Here is a 25,440-nt window from a genome sequence, read left to right on the forward strand (position 1 = left end):
ATTTACAAAATACTTTTATCTTTCAATAAAAAAAAACTGATATAAATTGAACTATAACTTGTTCAATTTATATCAGTTTTATATTCTTACCCTATGAAATTATCTCAATGTGTATGGCAAGCATCGTACAAGCCTTTTTCTTTCAGTACTTTAATCAGCACGTCTCCCATACCCGCAGGCGTTTCTGCCACTTCAATACCGCAGGCATTCATGGTCCGAATTTTTTCTGCCGCCGTACCTTTACCGCCAGAGATAATCGCTCCGGCGTGTCCCATACGTTTCCCGGGAGGTGCCATACGCCCGCTGATGAAGCCGACTACAGGCTTCTTCATATGTTCTTTTACCCAAACAGCAGCTTCTTCTTCAGCCGTACCGCCGATTTCACCGATCATAATGACTGCATAAGTATCCTCATCTTCATTAAATGCTTTTAATACATCAATAAAATCCATCCCTTTAATTGGATCACCACCAATACCGACAGCAGAACTTTGTCCTATGCCTGCTTGTGATAATTGATACACTGCTTCATACGTCAAAGTTCCGGAACGCGACACAACGCCAACATGTCCCTTTTCATGAATGTATCCTGGCATCAAACCAATTTTACATTCTTTTGCTGTCGTAATCCCCGGACAATTTGGACCAATCAAGCGAGTTTTCTTACCTTCCATATAACGTTTCACTTTAACCATGTCCATTACAGGAATATGCTCTGAAATACAAATTACCAATTCCAGTTCTGCATCGACCGCTTCTAAAATCGCATCCGCGGCAAACTTCGCCGGTACATAAATAACCGAAACTGTAGCACCAGTTGTTTCAATAGCTTCACTCAACGTATTAAATACCGGAACACCTTCAACTTCCGTTCCACCCTTACCAGGAGTAACACCGCCAACTATTTTTGTTCCATATTCGATCATTTGCTTCGTATGAAATTTTGCTGTCGATCCTGTAATACCCTGCACAACAACTTTAGTATCTTTATTCACTAAAATACTCATTTTTCTTCCTCCCCACAATTAACCTACTAAAGAAACAATTTGTTTAGCACCAGTGTCTAATGAATCCGCCACTACGATATTAATCCCTGATTCCTTTAGAATAGCCTTGCCTTCTTCTACATTCGTGCCCTCTAACCGAACCACAAGGGGTACGTGAATCCCCACTTGCTGTGCCGCACCGACGATTCCTTTGGCAATCACATCACATTTATTAATTCCGCCAAAAATATTGACGAAGATACCTTTTACCTTTTTGTCTGAAAGAATAATATCAAATGCACCTTTCACCGTTTCAACCGTACTGCTGCCACCAACATCCAAGAAGTTTGCTGGCTCACCACCATAGTGCTTAATAATATCCACTGTCGCCATCGCAAGTCCTGCCCCGTTTACCATACAAGCAATGTCCCCGTCTAAAGTCACGTAATTCAAGCCATATTTTGCCCCTTCAAGCTCATTGGCATCTTCCTCATCCACATCACGATATGCTAAAAGGTCTGGATGACGATAAAGCCCACTCGAATCGAAATTGAGTTTTGCATCTAATGCCATAACTTTCCCATCGCCAGTTACAACTAGCGGATTAATTTCTGCAATTGAACAGTCATTTTCGATAAAGACTCGATAAAGACCGATCATAAAACTCACAGCTTTACCAATCAGTTCAGCAGGTATCTGAAGTTTAAACGCAATCCGTCTCGCTTGATAAGGCGAAAGTCCAACAACAGGATCAATATACTCTTTAAAAATCTTCTCCGGTGTATTTGCAGCTACCGTTTCAATCTCCGTTCCACCTTCCGCGGATGCCATCAAAACAACCTTAGACGTGCTTCGATCAATTACGAAACCAACATAATATTCTTTCTTTATATCGCAACCTTCTTCAATAAGTAAACGCTTTACAACTTTTCCTTGCGGCCCCGTTTGGTGTGTAACTAAAGTCTTTCCTAAGATTTCACTGGCATATTGACGAACCTCATCGAGACTTTTAGCAACTTTCACTCCACCGGCCTTGCCACGACCGCCAGCATGGATTTGCGCCTTAACAACATAAACACTTGTCGATAATTCTTGCGCTGCTTTTACTGCTTCCTCCACTGAAAAAGCTGGCTTGCCATTCGGCACCTCTACACCATATTTTCTGAGGATTTCTTTGCCTTGATATTCATGGATATTCATAGTTAAACCCCCTATCAAAATTGTATCTTTTGAGTTCAATTGACAAAATTTTTAAAATATTTCTTAAATAAAACCTATGCAACGTAACACATTTCTCTTATATTGTACAATGCAAGCAAAATATTTGTCTAGCAATTCACCCAATAAAACCTAAAATAAAATACAGCCAAATTGATAAGAAAAACAGTTCTTCGTTGCCGCTTTGACAAACACAATTTTACAATTAAATTGTTGCCTTCTAAAAAGTTTTTTATGCGCTTCGTAATTTGGTCAAAACTCTTCCGCCTCCGTTTCTTCATTATCATTTATGATTAAAGCTCCATATATTAATATAATATATGCAAATAGATAAAAATAAAAGTGAAATTTGTACTTATTTTGAGTTTTATCAAATTTTTTTAATTGGGCATTCAGTAACACATTGATCCATAAATCATATGCTATATCGTCATTTCTTTTTTGGGCATTAATTTGGGTATTAATATGAATAAATTAGGCATACCCAATGTCCATTGCTAATAGACTATTCTAGTCAGGTATGAATACCGCGGCAATTTTGCATATCAAAATTAGGAACGTATCAGGGTTCCTACCTTATATGCTTTAACCGACAACCGCAAAATTTTAAATCTGGAGTGTGATTTATGAATACCCCCGTTGAAAATATCCATAAAATATTAATTGTTGTGATTGCCCATATGGGAGATGTAATCTTAGCGACCCCCTTGACAAGAGCACTGAAACGGCGTTTTCCCGGAGCTGAAATTGATTTATTAATCAGTCCGATTGCCAAAGAAGCCGCCATGCATAATCCATATGTCGATCATCAAATTATCTACGATCTGGATAACTTACAAAGCTCCGCATTACGACCACTCATTCAAGAATTGCAGAATAAAACTTACGATCTTGCGTTATCCCTAAATGATGATCTGATTGGAGCAATGTTAACTGGCCTAAGTTGTGCCCGTTATCGTCTCGGGTTTGAAAATAAATTACAACCCAACCTCTTCACCCACACTGTAAAACCACCAACAAAGCTTTTACACCAATCGGAAAAATATTTAGAAATTCTAAAACCACTTGGACGAATTGAACAAGATTCCAGTATTGAATTTAAAGTTTTTGAAAGTGAAAGGGTGCATCTATATCACAAACTAGATTTATCTTCAACAAAGCCGCTTATTGTCCTTTGTCCTTTCAGCAGCCATAAGCATAAAAACTGGACATCAGAAAATTGGATTGCCATCATAAACTACTTGTCAAAAAAGGCACAATGCATCTTGATTGGCAGCGAAAAAGAACTACCGGAAATAGAGAAAATTCATGCTGCGACTGGCAATGCCGGAATCATTGCCGCAGGCAAGTTAACCTTAGGTGAATCTGCAGCCTTAATCAAAGCTGCAAACCTGTTCATTACAGTAGACACTGGGCCTATGCATATCGCACAAGCTTTTGACACACCCGTTATTGTTTTAATGGGGCCCACGCATTCAAGAGTTTGGGGACCTCGTAATCGCTATGACATCGTCCTTCGTTCTCTTAGATGCCCATGCGCACCATGTTGGCAACTCTACAAAAACTACTGCAATTTCGAGTGCAAAGACCATAGTTGCATGACACAAATTACAGCTGATGAAGTGATAAAAGCAGCAAACTATGTATTGAACATGCAAAGAAAAATCTGGGCATAAAATTAAATCTCTCAAGGATGATTTTCCGTTGCTGACAAAAGCAACGAAATCATCCACTCAATATATTAAGTAACTACATATAGAACCTTTATAGACAACCTATAGACAAAAGACCGTAGGCTAACAGTAAGCACGCAAATACGTTCCGAAGGATGAAGAAAAACCGACTTACGTAAAAAATCCATTTGTTTGAGCGAAGCAAGCTGAGGATTTTAGTAAGTCGGTCTTTTTTCAAATATTTTGGAGTAATGCCAAAAGTCCATCCACATATTTATCAATAAATTAAGATTTTACAAATGCAATCAATGATTATACTCTTCCAAAGCCACAACTGCATCATGCAGCATTTGCTTCGTCACTTTATATGGAGTCCTAACAAGTTCCGGACTTTGTTCTGTCTTAGCAAGAACAGCATCCATTTCATCCAAACTAACGTCAAGATCAGCTAACTTCGTAGGCAGACCAACACTCTTAAAGAAATCAAAAATTCTTTTAAGCTCTTCCTTCTGTTTATCACACATTAAAAGAACCAACACACCATAAGCAACAACCTCACCATGCAAGTGTTTTTCTTCAATCTGCGGCAACATTGTAATCGCTGCAAACAACGCATGTGCAATGTGCCCATTATAATCCTGCACAACAAAATTCGAAACCATGCCAGTGCTGACAACAATAGCAAGCATAACTTGTTCCAATTCATAACTTACATGTTTTGCTTCATTATCTTTTAAAGCTTTTTCCCCATATTTTACAATTGGGTCAGCACACATTTGACTCAGTACAACACCAATTGCATTGGAGTGATCTAATTCTACATTTCTCGCAGAAATACCAGCCTCATAAAACTTCGCAACCGTATCCCCCATACCAGCCCATAAAAACTGTTTAGGTGCCTCCGCAGCGATTTTTGTGCAAATAAATGCATGTACTGGCGGAATTTTTGAAAACGATAACTCTCTATATGTACCATTTGGATGATATACGACACCAAGGCTGGTCAGACAAGCACAGTTACTGGAAATCGTAGGAAAAGTAAAAAATGGTTTTCCCAATGCATGCGCCAAAATTTTACAAGTATCAATCGCTTTTCCGCCACCAATCGCGAAAATCATATCTGCATCTTGTACACTTGTATGCGCTTTTAATTTCTCAACATTTTCGTAAGAAGCTTCGCCACCAAACCAAAGAAACTCGCTAATATCAAGTGAAGTTCCTTCAATTGCCTGCAGTATCAAATTCTTCACCTTCGAAATTGCTGTTTTACCACCAATTGCAACGACTTTTGTACCATACCGCGGGCATACATCTTTCACCTTATCATAAGCCTCTTCGCCAATTGTATAACTAGGAAAAATCACGCTATATTCACTCATTTAAAAGCTCCCACCTATTTCAACTTTATTTTACTGAATTATCTTTTAAGTTTACCATTGACGAAAACGAATAGCAAGGTTTTAACTTTACAAGTTTACAATGTGTTTGGAAAAGCAACTATCGCATTAAGATTTTACTTATAAAATTCTTAATACAGCATGAAACACATAGATGTCCTTTTGTCATCGACACAAAAGGACCAAAAAGTCTAGGCCTGCGTCCTCCAAAATACTTGAAAAAATAGTGGCTTGCTAAAATCCTCAACTCGCTTCGCTCAGACAAACGGATTTCTTCACGCAAACCACTATTTTTTCATCCTTCGGAACGTATTTTTCCGGAAAAGGCCAGAGAACGAAAAAAACTGCCGCATTAAAATGCGACAGTCAAGCTATAAAAAAAGCAACTCGTATTCGCATAGGTGAATACGAGTTGCTGAAATACGTTCCACTTATTAACTAGTACGAAGATAGGTTGCCGGTTGGCGAGAAGTGCCTAGATGCTAGGCGCGGCAAGGGGATGTGAAGGAGTCGTACTCGTGTACGTCGACGAGCAGCCCCTTGCTGCAACGACGCAGATGGGCGCTTATCGCCAGCCCGCGGCCTATCTGTCCCTAGTTTGTCCTCACACAGTAGCCGCCGCAAGTAGCTTTTTCAGATTTTCTTGTACACTTTGCTCTTTTAAAAAGAGCCCGGAAGTTCCGCCCGTAAAAATCGTTGCACCTGCGTCTTTCAACATTTTTACGGTTTGGCAATTCACATTGCCGTCAGCCTGAATCCGCACCGAGCTGTTTTTCTTTTGCAGCATCGCATGCATTTGACGAATATGTTCTACAGCTGCCGGTTGAATTTTCTGTCCGGCAAAGCCCGGATTTACCGTGAGCTTTAATACCCATGCACAGGCTTCAGCCAATTCTACAAAATCTTCACCCGGTGCTGTTTCTGCCCGATAAGCCAATACCGGAACTGATCCTTTTGCTTTAATCTGTTCAAAAACCTTCCAAGGATCTTTAAGTGACTCATAATGTACGGCAATATAATCTGCACCATAAGCTGCAAATACATCAATATAAGGTTCCGGTTCCACAACCCCCAGATGAACCTCCACCGGCAGATTGCTGTGTTTTTTTATATATTGAAACATTGCATCTCCCAGTATATAACAGTGATTGAATTTTCCATCCACTACATCGTAATGAAAAAAAGCTGTTTCTGATGCCTCCACTCTTTCTATGTCATGTTTCATAAACCCTAGATCCATACAAGAAACTGATGCAGATACCGCTAAAGGCGGAAAGTCAATACGCATAATACCCTCCTATGTTTCATCCTTTTTGATTTCATACTCCATCATATATTGCACACGTTTCGCGTATTTTCCTCCTAGAGGTGCAGTGGTAAGCCATATTTTTGCAATTTCCCATGCCATATACTCTGAAATAATACGTGCTCCTAAGCAAAGAACGTTTGCGTCATTATGCGCCCGTGTCATCTTTGCAGAAAAAAGATCTGCTACAAGTGATGCCCGAATTCCTTTAATTTTATTCGCCATCATAGACATGCCGATGCCTGTCCCGCAAATCAAAATTCCCTTCTTTTCTTCAGCATGCGCTGCCACTTCTTCGCTGACAGCCACGGCATAACTGCCTGAATCAACAGCCTCACCACTAAAGGGTCCCTTATCTTCTATAAGGTAACCTTCTTCCTCCAAATTTTTTATGAGGAACTGTTTCATTGCATATCCAGCGTGATCAGATCCAATAACAATAATTGGTTTCAATGTAAATCCCCCCTCTCTTATATTATACGTAGTTTGGCAACAATGTCTTTATACGATTCCGGTTGATGAAACAATGCTGACGTACCCAAAATAAAACCATCGACTCCGTGGCTGCTCAAGCACTTTATACGCTCCGGCGAACATGCACCATCCACAAGCAATTGATAATGATATTTTTCTTTTTTCGCGGCAAATTGTATGATTTTTTCATCAATAAAAGGCAAGTAAGCTTGTCCGGCAAATCCCGGATTCACTGTCATAATCATCATATAGTCAACCAACGAGAAAAACGGTTTTACAAACTCTATCGGAATTTGAGGGCTCACAGCAATGCCAGGCTTTACGCCCAATTCACGTATACGTTGCAACGTCCGCACTGGCTGCTTATCCGATTCCGGATGGATATACAAAATCGATACACCAAGTTGTGCAAATTGATCAATATAGCGGGCAGGTTCTTGAATCATCAAATGCACATCCACAGGTTTCGTTGCCAATTCACATATTAATTTTGTATCCTGCAGGCCCATACCGAAATTGGGGACAAAATTTCCATCCATAATATCAATATGAAAAATATCGATACCTGCCGCTTCTAATTCACGTACTTCATCTGCCAGATTTTCATACTTAGCACACATCATCGATGGACATAGCAGTCGCTTCACAACAATCCCTCCAACAGATTTCATTTCATCCTATTCCTCGGGATGAAACATAATTTTACCAAAATGTTCTTTTCGATTGGCGACCATTTCAAAGGCCTCCGTACCTTGGCGAAGTGGATATCGATGCGTAATAAACGGTTCAATTTTCAATTGACCATTTTCTATAAAATGTACACTGGTCTCCCATTCCTTTCCCGGGAACGGTGCAGATATTGCATTCCAAGAACCAAATATTTTTAATTCATTACGAACAATTTTTTCAAAATAAAGGCGTTTTACCATGACATCACCATAAGGGATTCCTACAAATAACACCTTGCCGCCTTTCCCTGTTAGTGAAAATGCCTGTGCCGAAGTAATCGGTGTCCCAGCGGATTCGACTGAGATATCTACGCCTTTATTCCCGGTAACTTTATAAACTTCTTCTGAAGGCTCTTTTCCCATAGAATTGATAACGATATCAGCACCAACATCTTTCGCCATACCAAGTTTTGCATCATCAATATCAATGGCAATTACCGATTTTGCACCGAAAATCTTAGCCCACTGAATCGCTAAGAGCCCAATCGTCCCGCAGCCGATAACCGCTACCGTATCCCCCGCCTGAATTCCGGTTTTATAATACCCATGCACCACTACACAAGATGGTTCAACCACAGCGGCATGATCATAACTTACCGAATCCGGTACCGGAACAATGTTTTCTTCCGGCATTACGATATATTCTGCAAATGCACCATATCGATGCGCACCAATCACATCCAGTTCCTCGCATTGTGCGAATTTTGCCTTTTTACAAGAATCACACACGCCACAGTAAAGTGCTGGACAGGCAGTTACTTTTTGTCCCAATTTTACTTTTGTTACCTCACTGCCGATCTCCACAACTTCGCCAGAAAACTCATGCCCCCATACCATTCCCGGAACATACGGTCCCAGTTTTGCATAACGCGAAATATCAGATCCACAGATTCCCACCGCTTTTACCTTAATTTTCACCTCTTTGGGATTCTGAATCACAGGATCTTCTGCCGTTTCAAACCGAATATCTCTTATTCCATAAAGCTTTAATGCTTTCATTTTCTCCATCCCCTTGTTCTTCATTACTCAATACTGGCATGTCGCTTTGCCATGCCAGCACTTCCCGCATAATTTTGCTCACTGATATACAAACTGATTCCATCCAACAATAACAACAGCATTTGCTCAAACAAACTTCCAAGTGGCTGTAGACTTGCATCAGATGTAGAAAATTTTGTAGCCGATGCAATGACAACCCATGGGCTTTGAAGGTTTGCCAGCCTGGATTTCGGCTCCGCCGTCAATGTAACTACACTGGCTCCACTTTTTTGAGCCGCCTCCACTGCACTGCAAACACTTTCTGTCTCTCCAGATGCCGATGCCACAATCAATAAATCGCCTTCACCCACGGAGGGCGTGATTGTTTCACCGATCACATATACTTCGTAACCAAGCTGCATAAGCCGCATTGCAAAGGCTTTTAGCATCAAACCACTTCGCCCGGTTCCATAAACAAAAATTCTTTTGGCCGTTTTCATATTTAAAACAAGATCCGCTGCTTTCACTGCTTCAAGTTTTTTTGTCGCTTGGTGTAATTCCTCAAAAATGCAATTTAGCTCTTTCACAATAAATCGCCTCGCTGCACACCTAAAACTTGCTGTAATCTTTGAATTCGTTTTTCTATCTCATCACCAAATATATACCCACCTGATACAAAAATATTTGCGCCTGCCTGTTGGCAAAGCATTGCCGTATGATCATCAATGCTGCCGTCAACTTCAATATCAATACACTTGCCCTCGGTCATATCTTTCACAGCATGGATTTTCGGCAGCATATCTTTTAAAAAACATTGCTTTCCCTCTCCCGGATTTACTGTCATCACGAGAACCATATCCACTATATCCATTACATACTGAATCGTCGTAGGAGAAGTTGCCGGGCTCAAGACAACACCGGCTTTCTTCCCCCTTCTTTTGATCAGTTCCAAACAATGATACAACATCGTTGTAGATTCTTGATGTACAGTAACAATATCTGCTCCCGCATCAATTACGGATTCAATATAACGTTCCGGGCGAACTACCATCAAATGCACATCTAATGGAATTTGCGTACTCTGCTTCAGCATACGAATGTGATCTGCGCCAAAAGCGATACGATTTACAAACATGCCATCCATCACATCTACATGCAAAAGCTCAACATCATTTCTTTCTAATATAGCAAGCTGCTGTTTTAAATTCACAATATCCGCTGCAAAAATCGACGGTGACAATTTTACTTCTTTCATAGTAATTATTCTCCCTTCAACCGTGACACTGACCCCAAACTGCATGCTTCTGCAGCCAGCATAACCGATCTTATCTTTTTAAATGATCACAGATGCCAAATACGACGGGATATCCTTCACTGACAACTCTGTGCATTTCTTTAACTGCTTTTCATCCATCACAAAACCAATCAGTTTCTGCAAGAAATCTAAATGCGCATCTCGCCCTTGAATTGCTAAATTAAAAACGAGTTTTACTTCAACGGCTTCTTCTGCTGCATCCATACGATAAAACTTTACAGGCTTATCTAATTTCAGTACGCAGACCGCTGTCTTATAGACCTCTTCAGACGCCGCATGTGGTATTGCTACCGGAATAGCAGTCGGCAGACCGGTGGGAAACTTTTTTTCTCTTTCCACACATGCTTTTGCAAAATCACCGCCTATACAAGCGTTTTTCATCAACTCCGCGCTGCAAAGCCGAAGGGCTTCTTCCCAATCCTCAGCATGACCTTCAATGGCAATATAAGCCCGCTCTTTTTCACTCATAATAAAAACCCCTTGAACAATTTTTTCATTGCAACGTTATCCCATCACTCTTGATAATAAGCTGATAATAATCGCTGGCAGATTAAATCCGAAATAACCATCTGTAACAAGACCATTTACCTGCATCTGTGTTGAATTAACAAGCGCCGTCGCTTCTACAGCAAATAAATTCGCGCCCCAAGTAATCAACACCATACTTACCATACAGCAGATCAGAGATCTTACCAATTTTCCTTCACTTGCCATGACACACATAACCGTAATATAGCAAACAGATGTGAGCAATCCTATCGGGAAGTAAGACATACCAGGAATCACAAATGCCAACAGTATTGTGAACGGAATACAAAGCGCCGTACAAACAATACATGCTGGATGACCTAAACCAAGACAAACATCCATTCCGATGTATATATTTGTATCCTCACCCACTTGTTTTTTCATAAAATCATTTGCCGCATTGCCAATCGGCGTCAAACCTTCCATCATAATGGCAACCATACGAGGAATTAATAATAGTACGCTGGCAAGCCCCATACCGATCATTGTAACAACCGTAAACGGCTGTTGGGTAATCAAACCTAATAATACACCAACCACGAGACCAATGAAGGCCGGATTGCCAAAGAAACCAACTTTTGCTTGCAAATTGCCTAAGTCTACTTCCATCTTGTTCAGCCCGGGAATATAATCAATAATCTTATTGACGATAATTGCCAATGGCCACATATAGCTGATAAAAGACAGACACGTACACGTGGTACCTTCTAGCCCATATGTTTTTTCCCAGTAAGGTGCTACTTTTTCCGAAATAAACAACGCGACAATCGAAAGACCAACCGTAACGACAATACCAAGCACTACGCTATCAAAAAGTACATAAGCAAGTGCACCCGGAATCAGAAAATGGATAAAATTCCACATATCCACATTCATTACTTTTGTCCAGCCCAGTTTAATCAAAATAACGTTCGCTAAAATAATCAAAGGAACTGCAATTGGAGCAAACGGAACCGTCCAGGAGGCAGCTCCCAAAGCTGCCCAGCCAATATCTACTGTAGTAAAACCACTGCCCATTCCTTGATAATATGCAACAACTGGCTGAATCGCAGACATCAAAAGACCAATTACCAAAAGTAGACCTTGGAAACCAATACCGATCATCAGACCGGCCTGCAAGGATGCACCAACTTTCATTCTGAAAATCAATCCCAAAATAAAAATCATAATAGGCAGAATAACAACCGCGCCCATACCTAAAACCGTTTGTACGATATTTAACAGCATATCCATAAGTTATCACTCCTCTACTTTTTGATTTTCAATGCTTCTGCAAGTCTCAATAATTTCTTTTTTTATGCCTTCCTTATTTATCCCTGAAATCAAACCAAATACTTTAATAATCGGCTTTTTCGTCGGTTCATTGTAGTTTGAAGTAACAAAAATAATATCTACGCCATCTTGTTTCACCGGAATTTCTGTAAGGTTTCCTTTGGTAATCGTCGCCTGAATATTTGCCTCTGCCAGAATTTTTTTAACCGCCTCTTGCGCCACGGTTGACGTAGCAATCCCACTCCCACATGCAACTAATCCTTTAATCATTTTATAAACCCTCCCAAAATTTAATGTTCAGCTCTATACTTCTATTGTCTAGATAAATATATAGAATATTTTTAATATTCAGTTTTGTATTGTAATATCTAATGCATTAGATTGATTTTTTTATAAATTGGGCTGTAACACAACTTTAATCGCTGTTCCATTACGAGATAGATCAATCCCTTGTTGAATCTCCTTAAGTGGAAGTATATGTGTAATAAACTTTTTCGCTGGAAACTTTTCTGAGATTGCGAGTTCAAAGGCCTTTTGCACTTGCAAACTATTTGCACCAAAATGTCCATAAATCCAAAGATTGTTATAGTGGATATAATTCGTATCCAATTCACATAAACTCCCTTTTGGAACACCACCGAAGAAAACAATAATACCTCCCTGTCTTGCCATATAAATACTTTGTGCCTGCGCCTTTACCGATGGATTTGCGGAAATTACTTTATCTGCCCCTTTACCTTTGGTAATTTCTTTTATGCGCTGAATTGGATCTTCCTTTATACTATTGATAATAAAATCAGCACCAAACTGTTTTGTCATCTCCAGACGGTTGTCATTAATTTCAACCATGATCACCTGCTGGGCCCCCCGCAATTTTGCCAGTTGTGCATGAAAACAGCCAATCGGACCTGCACCAATAATAACGACTGTATCACCTAATGTAATCCCGATATTTTCTTGACAAGCGAATACGGAAGACAATGGCTCACTTAAGGTTGCACTTTCAAAGCTTACATCAGCCGGAAGCTTGAATACAGCATCCCTTTCCAACTGCGCCTTGCTCACCGACACATAATCGGCAAACCCTCCTTGTCTTGTGATATAATCGCCGGGATGCAGACAATTTTCACTATGCCCGCCGCGACAAGGTTCACATTTTAAGCAATGATCCTCTGGATAAATATAAAGCCGATCACCAAGTGCGTAAATTTCAACGTCTGCATCCACCTCATCAACTACACCGACAATTTCATGTCCAAAAATATGCGGATACTGTCCCATACGAGAATCCGTCCCCATATTGCGGATATCTGAACCACACAAACCGACTGCCATAACCTTTAAAATCAGACCGCCTGAGGGACAAGTTGGTTTTGGTATCTCTTCAACTCTAATGTCATCGGGTCCATACATAATTGCTGCTTGCATTTTTTCACCCCATCTATATTTTTTTCCTTTGGAATAGTCCATCTATTACCCCGCCCTCTTTTAGGGCGGGCGTAACAAACAGCAAAGTTCTTATTTATAACGATTTCTTTTACTTCCTGCATGTGTATTACACATTTTTTCCCATTCCTCTTCTGGAATATCATGAATCTCACCGATAGATTTAGCAATCGTATAAATCTTCATCACTTCTTCGCCTGCTTCCAAAAAGGCAACCGCTTTTTCTAACTCACTGCCAACACATACACAGCCATGATTTCCCAATAAAACCATATCATGATCTTTCATCGCATCTTCCAGCCCATTGGCAATATCTTTTGTTGACGGCTGGCCAAATGGCAAGCATGGAATATCTTCAAATAATAATCCGAAGGTTGCAGAACAGCGAAGCTGAATCGGTTTATTACAATAAGCAAACGCCGTTAAATGCGGTGCATGTGTATGAACAACGGCATTACAATCTGGCCGTGAACGAAGTGCAGCCTCATGCAGCAGGTACTCACTAGAGCGCTTCTTTGTTCCATCGATCTGCTCTCCATCCTTCATAACCGCAATCATGTCCGGTGTCAGCAATGATTTTCTCATCCCAGAAGGCGTAATATATAATTTGCCTGATTCTCTATCGAAAATAGAAATATTTCCTTCCAAGGGATTCACCAATCCCTTTTCATCCAACAGCTTTGCATAAAACACAATCTCTTTCTTAAATTCCAAATCTTTATCCATCATGGCCTCCTATGACTGTTATATTTAAAAGGTTTTTAAAAATTCATTTAAAAACTTTTCATACGATTTTTTCTGGAGCAGCGACTGAATTCCATTCTGCTCTTTTATATAATGATATAATTTCAAAAAAACAGTTTCCCAAAGCGAGCCTTTTTCTTTTTCTATATTTAAAAGAAAAACCACCTGCACCATACTTGTTTCATCCCATTTCACTGGACGATCCAAAATTAATATCGAAATAGAGGATACAGCAATATCATTATAAATCGGATGGGGAATCGCCGTCCATTCTCCGATTGCGGTAGCAGAAAGCTTCTCCCTTTCAAAAACAGATTTTTTGGTTTCTTCACTCATTAACCCTTTTTGTATCGCTGCATCGGTTAAAAAATTCAAACATATTTCTTTTGTATCAAAGGATTTTCCGGTGTAAAAGTTACTGGCATCAAAAAATTGTTTAATATCATCGACTTGAATTGTCGGCTTTCTAAATACAACCTCTTCGATTCTCGAAATGTCATTTTGTTTAAGCATATGATTGATGCGTATGATCTTTAAAGAATTCATATTTTCCAAAGGAACCGTCGTAAAAACAAAATCTACTTCATTAAGCAAAGTCTGTGTCACTTCATATTTAGGAATGATCTTCATCACCTGAATTCTTTCATGAAAATATTCCTCAATCTTCGCCTTTAACAAAACAGCAACGCCAAGACCCGCTGAACAAACAATCACCACATTTTTCGGTTGTATTCCCTCTTTGATTCCACTGCGGCTAATGGCGGCTCCAAAGTGAAGCGCAATATATCCTATCTCACTTTCATTAAATTCAATATGATCTATTTCTCTTACCACTTTTCCTGCCAAAATCCCCATCTGAAAAGCCAACGGATAGTCTTTCTTTATTGTGTTTAGAAGTTCATTTCTTATATTCATATGAAATTCGACACGCGCCATCGCAATACTTAAATGCAAAGACAGTCCATCAATTAAATATTTATCCTCTGTAAAATCTAAAGACATCTTATCTTTTACTTCCTGTAATATCTTTTTGACCAGATCTCGCACATGCGCTTTGTTTACAAAATTCCCTTCATTGGCAATTCGTTTACTGGTCAACAAACATTGGGCAATGTAATAGACTTCACTAAAGGATACATCTACTCCTGTTTGATGGAAAATTTCTTCTATCATATCTTTGGCAATACTATATTCAAAATTACTCTCTAAATTTTTTGCCGCGCTTACCGAATACGATACAATCTTATTTAACTTAGAACGCTGCAGTGCAAGCGCTGCATGTATGCACAAATTCGTCTTAGCTGAATCTGTCAATTGAAGGTTTCTCATATTTAAAACACGCTGCAGCATCCGATCCATATCGTCCATACTTACATCAGAAAAAACTTTTCGATATAAAATCCCCTCTTGATTTTTTGCCAAAAATTCAGAAATACAATATCGTAAATTTCCTTCTGTCCCTTGTAAACAAATTCCCTCTGTTTTGTACTGGACAATATGTAAACCATACCTTTTTAATTGTTCCCTCACATCATTCAACTGTATTTTAAACGTAGAAAGTCCCAAAAACATTTCTTCTGCCAAATCCATCTGCGTAATCGTTTCATCAGAAAACGTACATGCAAGTAAACGGCAAATGATAAATTCAGTTCTTCCTCCGCTGTCATCCAAACTACTGCCGCTTTCATCAAATAATACTGATAAAAGATCCTCTCCTTCTTCTGCAGAGCAAAGTTTATATCCCTTATTGGGTGCAGAGATAATTTTGCTTTTTCTTTCTGAAAGTACACTTTGCATTTTTTTCATATCGGAACGAATCGTTCGGGAAGATACCTGTAACAATTGTGCAAGCTCTTCGCCCGTAATGCCCTGCGGATATCGTATCAACATTTCAAATATTTTTCTACATCGTTGATTTAACCTGCACATTAAATCCAGCTCCTTTTCCCTCGCTGTGCATTCCATTTCTTAAATTGATATCATTGTAACAGACTTTTTTTCATGCGCATAGACAATATAGTTTCCTGAATTGAGGAAATCTTCCGATAATTATTTAAAACTATTTTCCGCATATAACTTCACATTGGAAAATTATATCTTAAATACTTCTTATCTTCCACGCATTTTATTTTTAAAACAGCCTCTATTTTATGCAGACCAACTTTGTTTTCAGAACGGAATTTTACGAACTTTTAACATAACATGCTTCTTTTTCCTTGAAAGAAAATTACCATTTATTATATAATAATAGTAAAGGATTTTACCCGATAAGGAGACACTATAATGCGTAAAACCAACCTGTTCCAACGTGGTTCAATACTCGTATTCACAGCCGTTCTATTACCAATTTTTCTTGCCTTTACTGGACTCGCCGTAGATATCGGCTATGTCTATGTACAGCACGCCCATATGCAAAACGTAGCCGACGCAGCGGCCCTGGCAGGTGCTTCCAAACTTGGAACAAGTAATGTCGCTGCACAGAATTTTGCCAATACCTATATTGATAAAAATAAAGATGACACTGATATAAATCAAACGGTGACTTATTCTTTTCCTACAGAGGATTCCTTAAAAAAACTTCGCGTTGATATCTCTAAAGATATTCCATTGTTCTTTTTTAAGTATTTTGATTTTAATACTGTGAATCTTGCAGTACATGCAACGGCATCATATCAGGGAGGCGGAAAAAACATCTTCGATTACACAATTATTTCTGGCTCTGATAATGGTATTTTAAACTTAGGACCCGGTGGTGGAAATATATATAATGGTTTGATTCACTCCAACTACAAAATTAGTCAAGGCGGTGGAAACAATACTGCCACAGGCACAATCACTGCTGTAAACAAAGATATCTGGTCCAGTACCTCCCAAAATTCATTTCATCTAAACGGAACCGCTACAGGAAGTGCTGCCGCAATTGATATTTCTGTTGCTAACTCCGGCTTATCTTCGCGCATTAATGAAATAAAAAGTAAAAATACTTACAACAAGAAGGACTACACAGACGGTTTAGATTTATCTTCATTCGGTCAAGGAATCTATGTAACCGGCGATTTCAAACCAGGCTATGTAAAATGGGATGGAAGTTTAGATACAACAACAATCGTAATCGCCGAAGGCGATATTGTCTTTCCAGGCAATAACGGTAAAACCATGAGTTCTAATAACCATATTATCTTTTGCTCGCTTAACGGTGATATCAACTTTACCTTCAACGGATCATTCTATGGAATCCTATATGCGCCAAACGGTAAAATCAATTTAAATATGGGCGGAAGTACCTTTAACGGAAGTATCGTTGGTAAAACCTTAGATTTAGGCTATGGAAATACTACGATAAATGGTAAATCGTTCGATATTGGCACTGGTAGTGGCGGCACAACCAAAGTCAGTCTTACCGAATAAAATAGACATAAACAATAGTGGTATCGCATTAAAATGCGACACCACTATTATTTTCGTTCCTGGCCTTTTCCGGAAAAACACGTTCCGCAGTATGAAAAAATGCCAACTTGCGTTAAAAAATCTGTTTGTTTGAACGAAGTGAGTTTACAGATTTTAGCAAGTTGGCATTTTTTCAAGTGTTTTGGAGGTTCTAGGCCTAGCCTTTTCGTTCTTTTGGGCAATGCTAAAAGGACATCTACGTGCTTAGTAATACATCAAGATTTTCACAAACAAAATTTTAATGCACTGGTCTCTTTATCTATGAAAATTTAATTGTTCTCCCACTTTCCAATTAAACTGTTTCACCATTCCACTCTTTATCTCCAACGTATCCTTGGCTTTCCAGCACCAGCTCACTTGCCAAGGCCGTAAATTTTCAATAATTTTTAGAATCCTTCCATCTCTGTCTAAATACACAATATCCAAGGCATACCGCATACCTATCATATGTACACTATTGCAATTGCAAAGCAATAGCCCTTCAATATTCTCCAAAGCCGAGGTTCCCAATAAGCCTATGAAACGGGTCCAAAAAGTATCAGCGATCGTGATTTTTAGCTCAACGGGTCTACGTTCCAATTCCACAGCAAGACAATGCATTTTCATTTACCCAATACGCCTCCTAAATTACGTGCCAAGCTGAGAATTACGGGAACGAGTACGACGATAAATAAGGCTGGGAAAATAAATAAAACCAAGGGAAACAGCATTTTTACCGGTGCTTTCAAGGCTTCTTCCTTAATCGACTGGCGACGACGTTCGCGCATATTTTCAGACTGCACCAACAAGGTCTTTCCCATACTCACACCAAGCCGATCTGATTGGATCACTGCTGCGGTAAACAAATGCATTTCCTGTAACCGGCAACGCTCTGCCATATTCGTAAGCGCAATCCGTCTTGTCATCCCCATGCGAATATCACGCAACATTTTACTGCACTCATCAATCAGCGGTCCTTTCATTTTATCGGTAACTTTTGACATCGCACCATCAAAAGATAACCCAGCCTGTACACTCACACAGAGCAAATCCAATACCTCCGGCAGTTGCCGCAGAATGAGCTTGCGTCGTTTAGCTATCAATGAATCCAAAAATACAAGAGGCAGTGCCGCACCAATCACAATAGCCGCAACTGTAATCGCAAACCCCTGAATAAAAATCATATGTTTCACATAAAAAGCAAAAAATACCGCGATGATCATACAAGCAATAGAGGACAACATCCAGAAGCAGACAAATGCATTCACGCTCCAGATATGCTGTTTTCCAGCACGTAGGATACGAGCTGCCAACATTTCAGAAATACGGCTTGGCGCCAAGCGAATCAGCTTTTCCTCTATACCATGAAAAAACGGCAGGACAATGCGTTCTGTAAAAGGTTTATCCAATTTATCACTTTCAAACCGTACTTGTTCATCTAATGAAGCCGCCCGTTGCATACGTTGTACACGCTCTTTCACTTGCGTTCTCGGTGCAATCTTGGTAATGATAAATAGATAGAAAAATAAAAATATGAAAAATCCGCAGGCAAGCGCAATCCATAATGCCATATTAACGCCCCCATTCATCATTTAACATAGCTTCGCCGCCAAGTTCAAACAATTGAATCGGAATATGAATTCCATTCGTTTGAAATTTTTCGATAAACTTTGGCTGTATACCGGACGCCTTAAACTGTCCGATGATTTTACCCTTTTCATCGACACCACTTTGGACGAACTGGAAAATATCCTGCAAAATAATCACATCACCTTCCATATTCTGTACCTCAGTGATATGTGTAATTTTTCGACTGCCATCCCGCAGTCTAGCCTGTTGAATAATCAAATCCACCGCCGAAGAGATCTGTTCTCGAATTGCTCTGACCGGCAGATCCATACCAGCCATCAATACCATCGTCTCCAAACGACTTAAAGCATCCCGCGGCGTATTGGCATGTGCCGTTGTCAACGATCCGTCATGTCCGGTATTCATTGCCTGCAGCATATCCAGTGCTTCACCTGAACGCACTTCTCCGACTAAAATTCGATCCGGCCGCATCCGAAGCGCATTGCGTACCAAATCACGAATTGTAATCCTTCCTGTACCTTCAATGTTCGCCGGACGACTTTCTAAAGTAACCACATGGTCCTGCATCAGTCTAAGCTCTGCCGCATCCTCAATCGTAACAATTCGCTCATCAGTTGGAATAAAGGAAGATAAAACATTCAAAGTTGTTGTTTTCCCTGAACCCGTCCCACCGGATACAAGTATATTGACACGTGCTGCCACACAAGCTCGTAAAAAAGTCGCCATATCTTCACTGAGTGAGCCAAATCCAATCAAATTTTCTACCGTAAGCGGTTCTCGTGTAAATTTGCGAATCGTTACACAAGGCCCCACCAAGGAAAGGGGGGGGATGATGATATTTACACGCGATCCATCCTCTAAACGTGCATCCACCAATGGAGAACTCTCATCAATCCGCCTGCCCATCGGTGCAATAATGCGCTCAATGATATTCATCAAATGTCCGTCATCATGAAATTGTACTTTGCTAAGATGCAATTTCCCCATGCGTTCAACAAATACATGTTTAGGGCCATTCACCATAATTTCTGTAATTGTTTCATCTTTCAACAGTGGTTCAATCGGTCCCAAACCGAGCATTTCATCCAGCACATCCGCGACGATCGCACTTCTCTCACCGCGCGGCACTGCAAACGGATTTTCATCTAGCACTCGGTTACAGTATTCCGTGATGATCAATTCCACTTCTCGGCGATCTTGCTGTCCATTCGTTAAAATTTGCTGTTGCTCCAGATTCATCTCATCCACAATGCGACGGTGAATATCCAGCTTCAATTCCTGATACTGATCCTCTGTCGCCTTATTTTTTCTCCCGGCAAAAATCGGTTTTTGCTCCTCAATGGCTTCTTTTCTTCCCAATCGTTCCAATAATGACATCGTATCACTCCTTATGCATCGTCAGCGAAGATTGAATTGTTGGTGGCAACGAAAAATCCATTCCCATAAGGCTGATACCAGCCCAAGTACAACGCGCTGTCAATGTCACTGTAACCCGCCTTCCGGCAGCAGTATTATTTACCACTTCATCTTGTGTTTCAAAAACAAAGTCATCTGTTTGCGAAGATGGATTCCAAGTATAAACACTTGTTAAAAAATTCTGTGAGGCATATCTGTTACGAATGGTATCTTCCGCCACACCGACTGCCGCCGCTCTAGCACTATCACGAGCAATCGACGTCAACGTAAGATAATCGTGACAAAGTAAAGCCGTGTAAGTAAAACCAAAAAACATAAACATAAAAAAAGGAAATACAATGGCAAACTCTAGAATTGATTGTCCTGCTTGATCTTTATATTTACACATGCACTACACCTCATCACGCCTTTTATTTTTCAGAGAGAAAACAGCCCCTTGAAAATTCAAGAGGCTCAAAATTATACCATAATATTATATGTTTCTTAAGGTAAGACCGCCGTAACTGCCGTAATCGCTCGACCTATCGCAGCAGACAGCGCTCCACCATTAGTAAAAGATACTGCAACAATTGCGACAAATGCAAGAATAACCGCATACTCCACCATACCCTGTCCTTTTTCTCCTAAATAGCTATCCTTAAAAATTTTCCAATACATTAACATAATAATTCCTCCTCATTAAAATATATGTAAAAACCTTATGGTTTTAAACATCTAATGTAACAATCCTTCGAATGATCAAAAACCCGATTACCTCAGAAACCAAAGCGCCAACTATCATCATCTGCCCCATTGGCTCATCAAATAGCGGCTTTAAATATCCAGGATTAATAATTGACAATATTACACCAACACCAATTGGCAAAGCGCCCAATACCCAACTAGAAAGACGCCCCTGTGCCGTGAGTGTCTTAATCTCTCGCTTCATTTTAATTCTCTCATTGATCGTCTGAGAAATCGTATCAAGAATCTGTGCTAAATTGCCGCCGACTTGTCGTTGAATCAGTACAGCAGTCACGACTAAATCTAGATCTGAACTTTGGACACGCTTGCCCATATTGAGCAGTGCTGTTTCCACGTCCGCGCCGAGGCGAATCTCGGCAAGTACCTTAAAAAATTCTAAAGAAATCGGCGGCTTCATCTCTTTACCAATCAGATCCATCGCCTGTAAAAAGCTGAATCCCGATCGCATCGCATTTGACATCATCGTCAGGGCATCGCCAAGCTGATTATTAAATTCTATTTGTCGCCGCGCAATTCGTATGCGCAAATATAAAAATCCGCCGAAGAAAACTACTAAACCAACAATGCCCGCTTGCAAAGCTTTCAATGTAATCATCAATACCATAAGCGCTGCCAGCAAACCTGCCCCTATAACCAAGACCAAAAATTCCGAAGCCAAGAGCGGCAGTCCGGCTTGCTGCATTTTAATTTCAAGCGATTTTGTCTGCGGAATTCCACGAATTTTCAATCCCAAATATCGAATGAACTTCATAAAATTCTCTAGCGAATCAGATTTGCCATCGTTATAAGATTTGGTTTGCATCGGTTCAGCATAAAGCCGTACCTTACGGCTAAGCTTTTTTCTACTGCGTGTAAAATACTCAATTAACAGTAAGAACACGATAAATACCAGCATTCCACTGAATAAAGCTACTAGTAACAGCATAACTATCCCACCTTATAGTGGCGATTGCTAATTTGCTCGGCGAGCAGCTCAATGCTCTGCACCAAAGGAGACTCCGGATGGATATCTACCGCCATTCGTCCATTATTTGCTGCGGCAGAAACCAGCAGATATGCATTGGGAACAATTGTACAAATCGGATATTGTAATCGAAGCTCCAGGCATTTTTTTGCTTCTTGATTGCACGGCTCTACCCGCGTAAAAACCGTCTGTACTCTTTGCTGATAATCTGGCCAGGTTTGAAAAACATCCAATGCGCGTTTCATATGCTGCACCTCAAAGCCTTCTCCCACCATCGAAACGAGATAAACCGTATTTGCCGCCTCCGCTGCCGCAATTGAAATAGGATTAAACGCCGGTGGTACATCGATCAAAACATAACGAAACAAGCTCTTTGCCATTTCTAACAGTTCGGTAAACGCTTTAGGGCTAACGTTTTCAGCAAGTTCGGGGCGCTTTGTACCGCAAAGCACTCGAACATTATCCGCAATCGGCATAAAATAAGAATTCAACGTAATTGGTGATAGAAAATTAATATCTCTGACTGCTTCTACGATCGTACTTTGCGGCTCCAGATTGAAAAAGACTGCCATATCACCAAATTGTAAATCGGCATCAATGATCGCAACCGTTTGTTCCGTCTTGCGTGCTAACGCCATCGCCAAATTCGCAATCAACGTTGTTTTTCCGCTTTTTCCTTTTGGACTAAAAAATGTCAACACATCGCTCAGCATTCCCATACCACTTTTGCCAAAAGTATTCACCGCTGCCAGCAATTCCTCACTCGTGAATGGCTTGATCAGATACCCCTTCGCACCTGTTTTCACCACTGCACTCGCTGCCTCTGCATTCCAGCGGTTGCTGATGCATAAAATGCCGGCTTGGGGAAATGCCCGAACAAAATCCCGAACCAGTTGGATATTTTCTGCTACATCAATGTCCAGCAGTACTAAATTCGGTACAAATACGCCGCCCTGCCCCAAAGCCTCACGTGGATCCTGATGCCGAAAAACCAGTTGAAAGCCTTTTGTATTCCGTACTACACTAGACAAGCGTTCCATCATAATACGATTTTGTTCAATCAATAAAACGCGATATTCCTGCATCTTGCTTTGCTCCTTTCCCGTTATGATTTAAATAAGCACTTCATCCACGAGGATACAGAATCATTCTTTGCCCCTTCTTCTGTTGCTCGATTGGTATATTTAGCAATCAGCTCCTGCATGCTCCGCCCAAGTTCGCTGCGCGCATCATCCAAAACAATCGGTATCCCTTTATGGATAGACTCAATTGCTGTCGAAAAATTATTAGGTAACACATGATAAAACCGTTCTTCTAATAACTGCTCAACATCTTGCAATTCAATATGTGTTTTTGAATTGCTGCGATTTAGAATAAAACGAATCTTATTTTTTTCATAACCGATACTGCGCATCGTGTCATAGCCGACCTTCATATTCTTAATCGTCGGAATAAAATCAACAATACCGACAAAGGTAATCACCGTGCTAAGATCCATCATTGCCAAATTCAGATCACTGAAGGCAGCCGTTGTATCTAAAACAATATAATCATATGCACTGCGTAAGTTCGCAATTACGGCAGCTACGGCCTGTGTAGAGAAATTATACGCCTGTTCTAAATAGAGCGGTGCCGCCATAACAGAAAAGGTTACATCTTGATACTGATACGATATCGTATAACGCTCTGCCGAAAAATTTTCTTGGCTGCTTTGCACAGCAGCCTGTGCATCATAAATCGTTTTATCCGGCGTTAACTGCAAATAGTTGCAGACATCACCAAACTGCATATCCAAGTCTACAACACAAACTTTGTAGCCATCTTTCGCCAATTCAGTTGCCATATTGACACTCAATAAAGTTTTCCCCACAGCAGAAGCCGTACTGAATACCATAAGAATAATTCCATTTTTCATTTCTTCCATCACGTCTTATCTCACCACGCTTTATTACTTCTTCTCCGAGTCTGCCTTCGCTGGCTCATCTTTTGCGCCTTCCAGCATTTTTTTCATTTCATCCGACATCTTAACGGGTGTTGTTTCGTCTACTAGTGTCGGTGTAACCAAAATGATAATTTCTTTTCGCTCTTTTGAAGTCGTCGTCGAGCGAAAGAAACGTCCTATAATCGGCAAATCTCCTAAGAACGGAAATTTCATGACTTGTTTGCCGTCTTCGGAACTAATCAACCCACCAATCGCCATCATGCTTCCAGAGGATAAATGTATGACAGTTTCCGCTTTACGAGATTTTAACGCCGGAATAGATAACCCACTACTTAAATTGATCGCCGCTGACGATGCACTATCAAGCGTACTGACCTCGGCGGTCACCTTACTCGTAATCTTGCTCTGTTCATCAACAGTTGGCTCAATATTAAGCTTAATTCCATACTCACGCCATTCCACTGTTAATTGACCATCAGAATTACTGATCGGAATCGGCATTTCACCACCGATTAAAATATTTGCCTTCTCTCCGCTCATCGTAACCATGCTCGGCTGTGAAAGAATTCTAGCATCACCGTTGGTAATGAGTGCCTGCAACGTTGCATTGATATCAGCATAGCCGCCCATTTTAGAACTGGAACCATCCCGCGAGTTTGAAAAGGTCTGACCAAAACCAAAAATACCTGTCGTACCGATTGTAACAATCCCTGATTCTGAATCAATATCCGATGCATTGGCATATTGAATGCCTAATTTTTTTACCTTATCCGTCGATATCTCTAATATTTTAGCCTCGATTCGGATCTGCGACGGCGTTGTCATCTCCAGCAAATTCACCACTTTACTGCCATACAGCTCGGCAATCTTCTCCGCACGATTTTTTTCTAACTGATTTTCAACAAAACCACGTAAAAGAATCTTATCGCCGATTTTTTCGACAACTACGTCTTGATAACCAATCATCTGCTTAATATAAGTCGCAGTTTTCGTATCATATTCTTGCACGCTGAGCAGATATTCCTGTCGCATACCATTGTTGGTCCATATGTATAAGGTCGTCGTCCCTGGCTTTTTGGCAACAAGCAGCATTTCTGTTGTTGAAATTACCGTAACATCAGCAATTTCTGGATTCGCAACCGCCACTTGCGTAATCGCATCCCCGGCATTCAGATAAGAAGACTGATTTACCTCCATAAAAAGATTCGCCTGTGCCATCACTGCACTCATCATATAAAACATACAACATAAAGAAATGAAAACAATTTTGTATATGCTAATTCTTAAATTCAT

26 protein-coding genes are annotated in these 25,440 nt (G+C 40.3%); 2 read left to right on the forward strand and 24 right to left on the reverse strand.

What is annotated here, in order from left to right; all coding sequences use genetic code 11:
• Nucleotides 1–104: 104 nt before the first annotated feature.
• Both sucD and sucC read right to left on the reverse strand, forming a co-directional pair.
• The gene (gene sucD / locus BN6559_RS07655; RefSeq protein ID WP_110954166.1) at nt 105–1,007 is read right to left on the reverse strand and encodes a succinate--CoA ligase subunit alpha; all 903 of its coding nucleotides are present in this window, start codon (nt 1,005–1,007) and stop codon (nt 105–107) included.
• Nucleotides 1,008–1,025: 18 nt separating this feature from the next.
• Complete coding sequence (gene sucC, locus BN6559_RS07660; RefSeq protein ID WP_110954167.1) at nt 1,026–2,186, reverse strand: ADP-forming succinate--CoA ligase subunit beta; 1,161 nt, start codon at nt 2,184–2,186, stop codon at nt 1,026–1,028.
• A 644-nt stretch (nt 2,187–2,830) separates the two neighbouring features.
• Between sucC and BN6559_RS07665 the strand changes: the two genes are divergently transcribed.
• Nucleotides 2,831–3,880 carry a glycosyltransferase family 9 protein gene (locus BN6559_RS07665; protein WP_110954168.1) on the forward strand — a complete coding sequence of 350 codons (1,050 nt, stop codon included), beginning with the start codon at nt 2,831–2,833 and terminating at the stop codon, nt 3,878–3,880.
• A 302-nt stretch (nt 3,881–4,182) separates the two neighbouring features.
• Here BN6559_RS07665 and BN6559_RS07670 read toward each other — a convergent pair whose 3' ends face one another.
• The 13 genes from BN6559_RS07670 to BN6559_RS07730 all read right to left on the reverse strand — a co-directional run bounded on the left by BN6559_RS07670 (nt 4,183) and on the right by BN6559_RS07730 (nt 15,994).
• Entirely contained in the window at nt 4,183–5,256 is a 1,074-nt protein-coding gene (locus BN6559_RS07670) for an iron-containing alcohol dehydrogenase family protein (RefSeq protein WP_110954169.1), read from the reverse strand.
• 622 nt (nt 5,257–5,878) lie between these two features.
• Nucleotides 5,879–6,562, reverse strand: a complete 684-nt coding sequence (locus BN6559_RS07675; protein WP_110954170.1) for a ribulose-phosphate 3-epimerase — start codon at nt 6,560–6,562, stop codon at nt 5,879–5,881.
• Nucleotides 6,563–6,571: 9 nt separating this feature from the next.
• Nucleotides 6,572–7,033 (reverse strand): ribose 5-phosphate isomerase B, encoded by a 462-nt coding sequence (gene rpiB, locus BN6559_RS07680; protein ID WP_110954171.1) that lies wholly within the window; start codon nt 7,031–7,033, stop codon nt 6,572–6,574.
• 17 nt (nt 7,034–7,050) lie between these two features.
• Nucleotides 7,051–7,725 carry a ribulose-phosphate 3-epimerase gene (locus BN6559_RS07685; RefSeq protein ID WP_199883837.1) on the reverse strand — a complete coding sequence of 225 codons (675 nt, stop codon included), beginning with the start codon at nt 7,723–7,725 and terminating at the stop codon, nt 7,051–7,053.
• Between the two features lie 6 nt (nt 7,726–7,731).
• The gene (locus BN6559_RS07690) at nt 7,732–8,781 is read right to left on the reverse strand and encodes a galactitol-1-phosphate 5-dehydrogenase (RefSeq protein ID WP_110954172.1); all 1,050 of its coding nucleotides are present in this window, start codon (nt 8,779–8,781) and stop codon (nt 7,732–7,734) included.
• Between the two features lie 23 nt (nt 8,782–8,804).
• The gene (gene hxlB, locus BN6559_RS07695) at nt 8,805–9,347 is read right to left on the reverse strand and encodes a 6-phospho-3-hexuloisomerase (protein WP_199883838.1); all 543 of its coding nucleotides are present in this window, start codon (nt 9,345–9,347) and stop codon (nt 8,805–8,807) included.
• Entirely contained in the window at nt 9,344–10,015 is a 672-nt protein-coding gene (gene rpe, locus BN6559_RS07700) for a ribulose-phosphate 3-epimerase (RefSeq protein ID WP_110954173.1), read from the reverse strand. Before rpe ends, hxlB begins: the two co-directional genes overlap by 4 nt.
• A gap of 78 nt (nt 10,016–10,093) precedes the next feature.
• The gene (locus BN6559_RS07705) at nt 10,094–10,543 is read right to left on the reverse strand and encodes a PTS sugar transporter subunit IIA (protein ID WP_110954174.1); all 450 of its coding nucleotides are present in this window, start codon (nt 10,541–10,543) and stop codon (nt 10,094–10,096) included.
• A 36-nt stretch (nt 10,544–10,579) separates the two neighbouring features.
• Nucleotides 10,580–11,836 carry a PTS transporter subunit IIC gene (locus BN6559_RS07710; RefSeq protein ID WP_110954175.1) on the reverse strand — a complete coding sequence of 419 codons (1,257 nt, stop codon included), beginning with the start codon at nt 11,834–11,836 and terminating at the stop codon, nt 10,580–10,582.
• A 6-nt stretch (nt 11,837–11,842) separates the two neighbouring features.
• Nucleotides 11,843–12,145: a PTS sugar transporter subunit IIB gene (locus BN6559_RS07715; RefSeq protein ID WP_110954176.1), complete on the reverse strand. Its 303-nt coding sequence runs from the start codon at nt 12,143–12,145 to the stop codon at nt 11,843–11,845.
• Nucleotides 12,146–12,265: 120 nt separating this feature from the next.
• Nucleotides 12,266–13,345 (reverse strand): zinc-binding dehydrogenase, encoded by a 1,080-nt coding sequence (locus BN6559_RS19810; RefSeq protein WP_199883839.1) that lies wholly within the window; start codon nt 13,343–13,345, stop codon nt 12,266–12,268.
• A gap of 48 nt (nt 13,346–13,393) precedes the next feature.
• On the reverse strand, nt 13,394–14,050 hold the full coding sequence (locus tag BN6559_RS07725) for a class II aldolase/adducin family protein (RefSeq protein ID WP_110954177.1): 657 nt from the start codon (nt 14,048–14,050) through the stop codon (nt 13,394–13,396).
• Between the two features lie 21 nt (nt 14,051–14,071).
• Nucleotides 14,072–15,994, reverse strand: a complete 1,923-nt coding sequence (locus BN6559_RS07730) for a BglG family transcription antiterminator (protein ID WP_110954178.1) — start codon at nt 15,992–15,994, stop codon at nt 14,072–14,074.
• A gap of 354 nt (nt 15,995–16,348) precedes the next feature.
• Here BN6559_RS07730 and BN6559_RS07735 point away from each other — a divergent pair, with 354 nt between their 5' ends.
• On the forward strand, nt 16,349–17,473 hold the full coding sequence (locus BN6559_RS07735) for a Tad domain-containing protein (protein ID WP_110954179.1): 1,125 nt from the start codon (nt 16,349–16,351) through the stop codon (nt 17,471–17,473).
• 294 nt (nt 17,474–17,767) lie between these two features.
• Here the strand turns inward: BN6559_RS07735 and BN6559_RS07740 are convergent, their stop codons facing one another.
• The 9 genes from BN6559_RS07740 to BN6559_RS07780 all read right to left on the reverse strand — a co-directional run bounded on the left by BN6559_RS07740 (nt 17,768) and on the right by BN6559_RS07780 (nt 25,440).
• Complete coding sequence (locus BN6559_RS07740; RefSeq protein WP_110954180.1) at nt 17,768–18,118, reverse strand: DUF192 domain-containing protein; 351 nt, start codon at nt 18,116–18,118, stop codon at nt 17,768–17,770.
• Nucleotides 18,115–19,062, reverse strand: coding sequence for a type II secretion system F family protein (locus BN6559_RS07745; protein ID WP_110954181.1), 948 nt, complete (start codon nt 19,060–19,062; stop codon nt 18,115–18,117). Before BN6559_RS07745 ends, BN6559_RS07740 begins: the two co-directional genes overlap by 4 nt.
• A gap of 1 nt (nt 19,063) precedes the next feature.
• Nucleotides 19,064–20,458, reverse strand: coding sequence for a CpaF family protein (locus BN6559_RS07750; RefSeq protein ID WP_110954182.1), 1,395 nt, complete (start codon nt 20,456–20,458; stop codon nt 19,064–19,066).
• A 4-nt stretch (nt 20,459–20,462) separates the two neighbouring features.
• The gene (locus tag BN6559_RS07755; RefSeq protein WP_110954183.1) at nt 20,463–20,885 is read right to left on the reverse strand and encodes a TadE/TadG family type IV pilus assembly protein; all 423 of its coding nucleotides are present in this window, start codon (nt 20,883–20,885) and stop codon (nt 20,463–20,465) included.
• A 95-nt stretch (nt 20,886–20,980) separates the two neighbouring features.
• A complete protein-coding gene (locus BN6559_RS07760) occupies nt 20,981–21,160 on the reverse strand; it encodes a Flp family type IVb pilin (protein WP_110954184.1) in 180 nt (59 codons plus the stop codon).
• 43 nt (nt 21,161–21,203) lie between these two features.
• Nucleotides 21,204–22,166, reverse strand: coding sequence for a type II secretion system F family protein (locus BN6559_RS07765; RefSeq protein WP_199883840.1), 963 nt, complete (start codon nt 22,164–22,166; stop codon nt 21,204–21,206).
• Between the two features lie 2 nt (nt 22,167–22,168).
• Complete coding sequence (locus BN6559_RS07770) at nt 22,169–23,290, reverse strand: AAA family ATPase (RefSeq protein WP_110954185.1); 1,122 nt, start codon at nt 23,288–23,290, stop codon at nt 22,169–22,171.
• 20 nt (nt 23,291–23,310) lie between these two features.
• Complete coding sequence (locus BN6559_RS07775) at nt 23,311–24,129, reverse strand: AAA family ATPase (RefSeq protein ID WP_110954186.1); 819 nt, start codon at nt 24,127–24,129, stop codon at nt 23,311–23,313.
• A 24-nt stretch (nt 24,130–24,153) separates the two neighbouring features.
• Complete coding sequence (locus BN6559_RS07780) at nt 24,154–25,440, reverse strand: type II and III secretion system protein family protein (RefSeq protein ID WP_110954187.1); 1,287 nt, start codon at nt 25,438–25,440, stop codon at nt 24,154–24,156.

Origin of the sequence: Massilibacillus massiliensis (assembly GCF_900086705.1) — a bacterium.
GTDB lineage: Bacteria > Bacillota > Negativicutes > FLKF01 > FLKF01 > Massilibacillus > Massilibacillus massiliensis.

What these genes read in the sequence shown, in the direction of transcription:
- BN6559_RS07730 (WP_110954178.1), bottom strand. Translation starts at nt 15,994, where the DNA reads ATGTGCAGGTTAAATCAACGATGTAGAAAAATATTTGAAATGTTGATA.
- BN6559_RS07770 (WP_110954185.1), bottom strand. Translation starts at nt 23,290, where the DNA reads ATGCAGGAATATCGCGTTTTATTGATTGAACAAAATCGTATTATGATG.
- BN6559_RS07775 (WP_110954186.1), bottom strand. Translation starts at nt 24,129, where the DNA reads ATGGAAGAAATGAAAAATGGAATTATTCTTATGGTATTCAGTACGGCT.
- BN6559_RS07755 (WP_110954183.1), bottom strand. Translation starts at nt 20,885, where the DNA reads ATGTGTAAATATAAAGATCAAGCAGGACAATCAATTCTAGAGTTTGCC.
- BN6559_RS07745 (WP_110954181.1), bottom strand. Translation starts at nt 19,062, where the DNA reads ATGGCATTATGGATTGCGCTTGCCTGCGGATTTTTCATATTTTTATTT.
- BN6559_RS07735 (WP_110954179.1), top strand. Translation starts at nt 16,349, where the DNA reads ATGCGTAAAACCAACCTGTTCCAACGTGGTTCAATACTCGTATTCACA.
- BN6559_RS07740 (WP_110954180.1), bottom strand. Translation starts at nt 18,118, where the DNA reads ATGAAAATGCATTGTCTTGCTGTGGAATTGGAACGTAGACCCGTTGAG.
- sucC (WP_110954167.1), bottom strand. Translation starts at nt 2,186, where the DNA reads ATGAATATCCATGAATATCAAGGCAAAGAAATCCTCAGAAAATATGGT.
- BN6559_RS07685 (WP_199883837.1), bottom strand. Translation starts at nt 7,725, where the DNA reads ATGAAATCTGTTGGAGGGATTGTTGTGAAGCGACTGCTATGTCCATCG.
- BN6559_RS07690 (WP_110954172.1), bottom strand. Translation starts at nt 8,781, where the DNA reads ATGAAAGCATTAAAGCTTTATGGAATAAGAGATATTCGGTTTGAAACG.
- BN6559_RS07760 (WP_110954184.1), bottom strand. Translation starts at nt 21,160, where the DNA reads ATGTTAATGTATTGGAAAATTTTTAAGGATAGCTATTTAGGAGAAAAA.
- BN6559_RS07765 (WP_199883840.1), bottom strand. Translation starts at nt 22,166, where the DNA reads ATGCTGTTACTAGTAGCTTTATTCAGTGGAATGCTGGTATTTATCGTG.
- BN6559_RS07780 (WP_110954187.1), bottom strand. Translation starts at nt 25,440, where the DNA reads ATGAATTTAAGAATTAGCATATACAAAATTGTTTTCATTTCTTTATGT.
- BN6559_RS07750 (WP_110954182.1), bottom strand. Translation starts at nt 20,458, where the DNA reads ATGTCATTATTGGAACGATTGGGAAGAAAAGAAGCCATTGAGGAGCAA.
- BN6559_RS07665 (WP_110954168.1), top strand. Translation starts at nt 2,831, where the DNA reads ATGAATACCCCCGTTGAAAATATCCATAAAATATTAATTGTTGTGATT.
- BN6559_RS07705 (WP_110954174.1), bottom strand. Translation starts at nt 10,543, where the DNA reads ATGAGTGAAAAAGAGCGGGCTTATATTGCCATTGAAGGTCATGCTGAG.
- BN6559_RS07675 (WP_110954170.1), bottom strand. Translation starts at nt 6,562, where the DNA reads ATGCGTATTGACTTTCCGCCTTTAGCGGTATCTGCATCAGTTTCTTGT.
- sucD (WP_110954166.1), bottom strand. Translation starts at nt 1,007, where the DNA reads ATGAGTATTTTAGTGAATAAAGATACTAAAGTTGTTGTGCAGGGTATT.
- rpe (WP_110954173.1), bottom strand. Translation starts at nt 10,015, where the DNA reads ATGAAAGAAGTAAAATTGTCACCGTCGATTTTTGCAGCGGATATTGTG.
- BN6559_RS19810 (WP_199883839.1), bottom strand. Translation starts at nt 13,345, where the DNA reads ATGGACTATTCCAAAGGAAAAAAATATAGATGGGGTGAAAAAATGCAA.
- BN6559_RS07710 (WP_110954175.1), bottom strand. Translation starts at nt 11,836, where the DNA reads ATGGATATGCTGTTAAATATCGTACAAACGGTTTTAGGTATGGGCGCG.
- BN6559_RS07725 (WP_110954177.1), bottom strand. Translation starts at nt 14,050, where the DNA reads ATGATGGATAAAGATTTGGAATTTAAGAAAGAGATTGTGTTTTATGCA.
- BN6559_RS07670 (WP_110954169.1), bottom strand. Translation starts at nt 5,256, where the DNA reads ATGAGTGAATATAGCGTGATTTTTCCTAGTTATACAATTGGCGAAGAG.
- BN6559_RS07715 (WP_110954176.1), bottom strand. Translation starts at nt 12,145, where the DNA reads ATGATTAAAGGATTAGTTGCATGTGGGAGTGGGATTGCTACGTCAACC.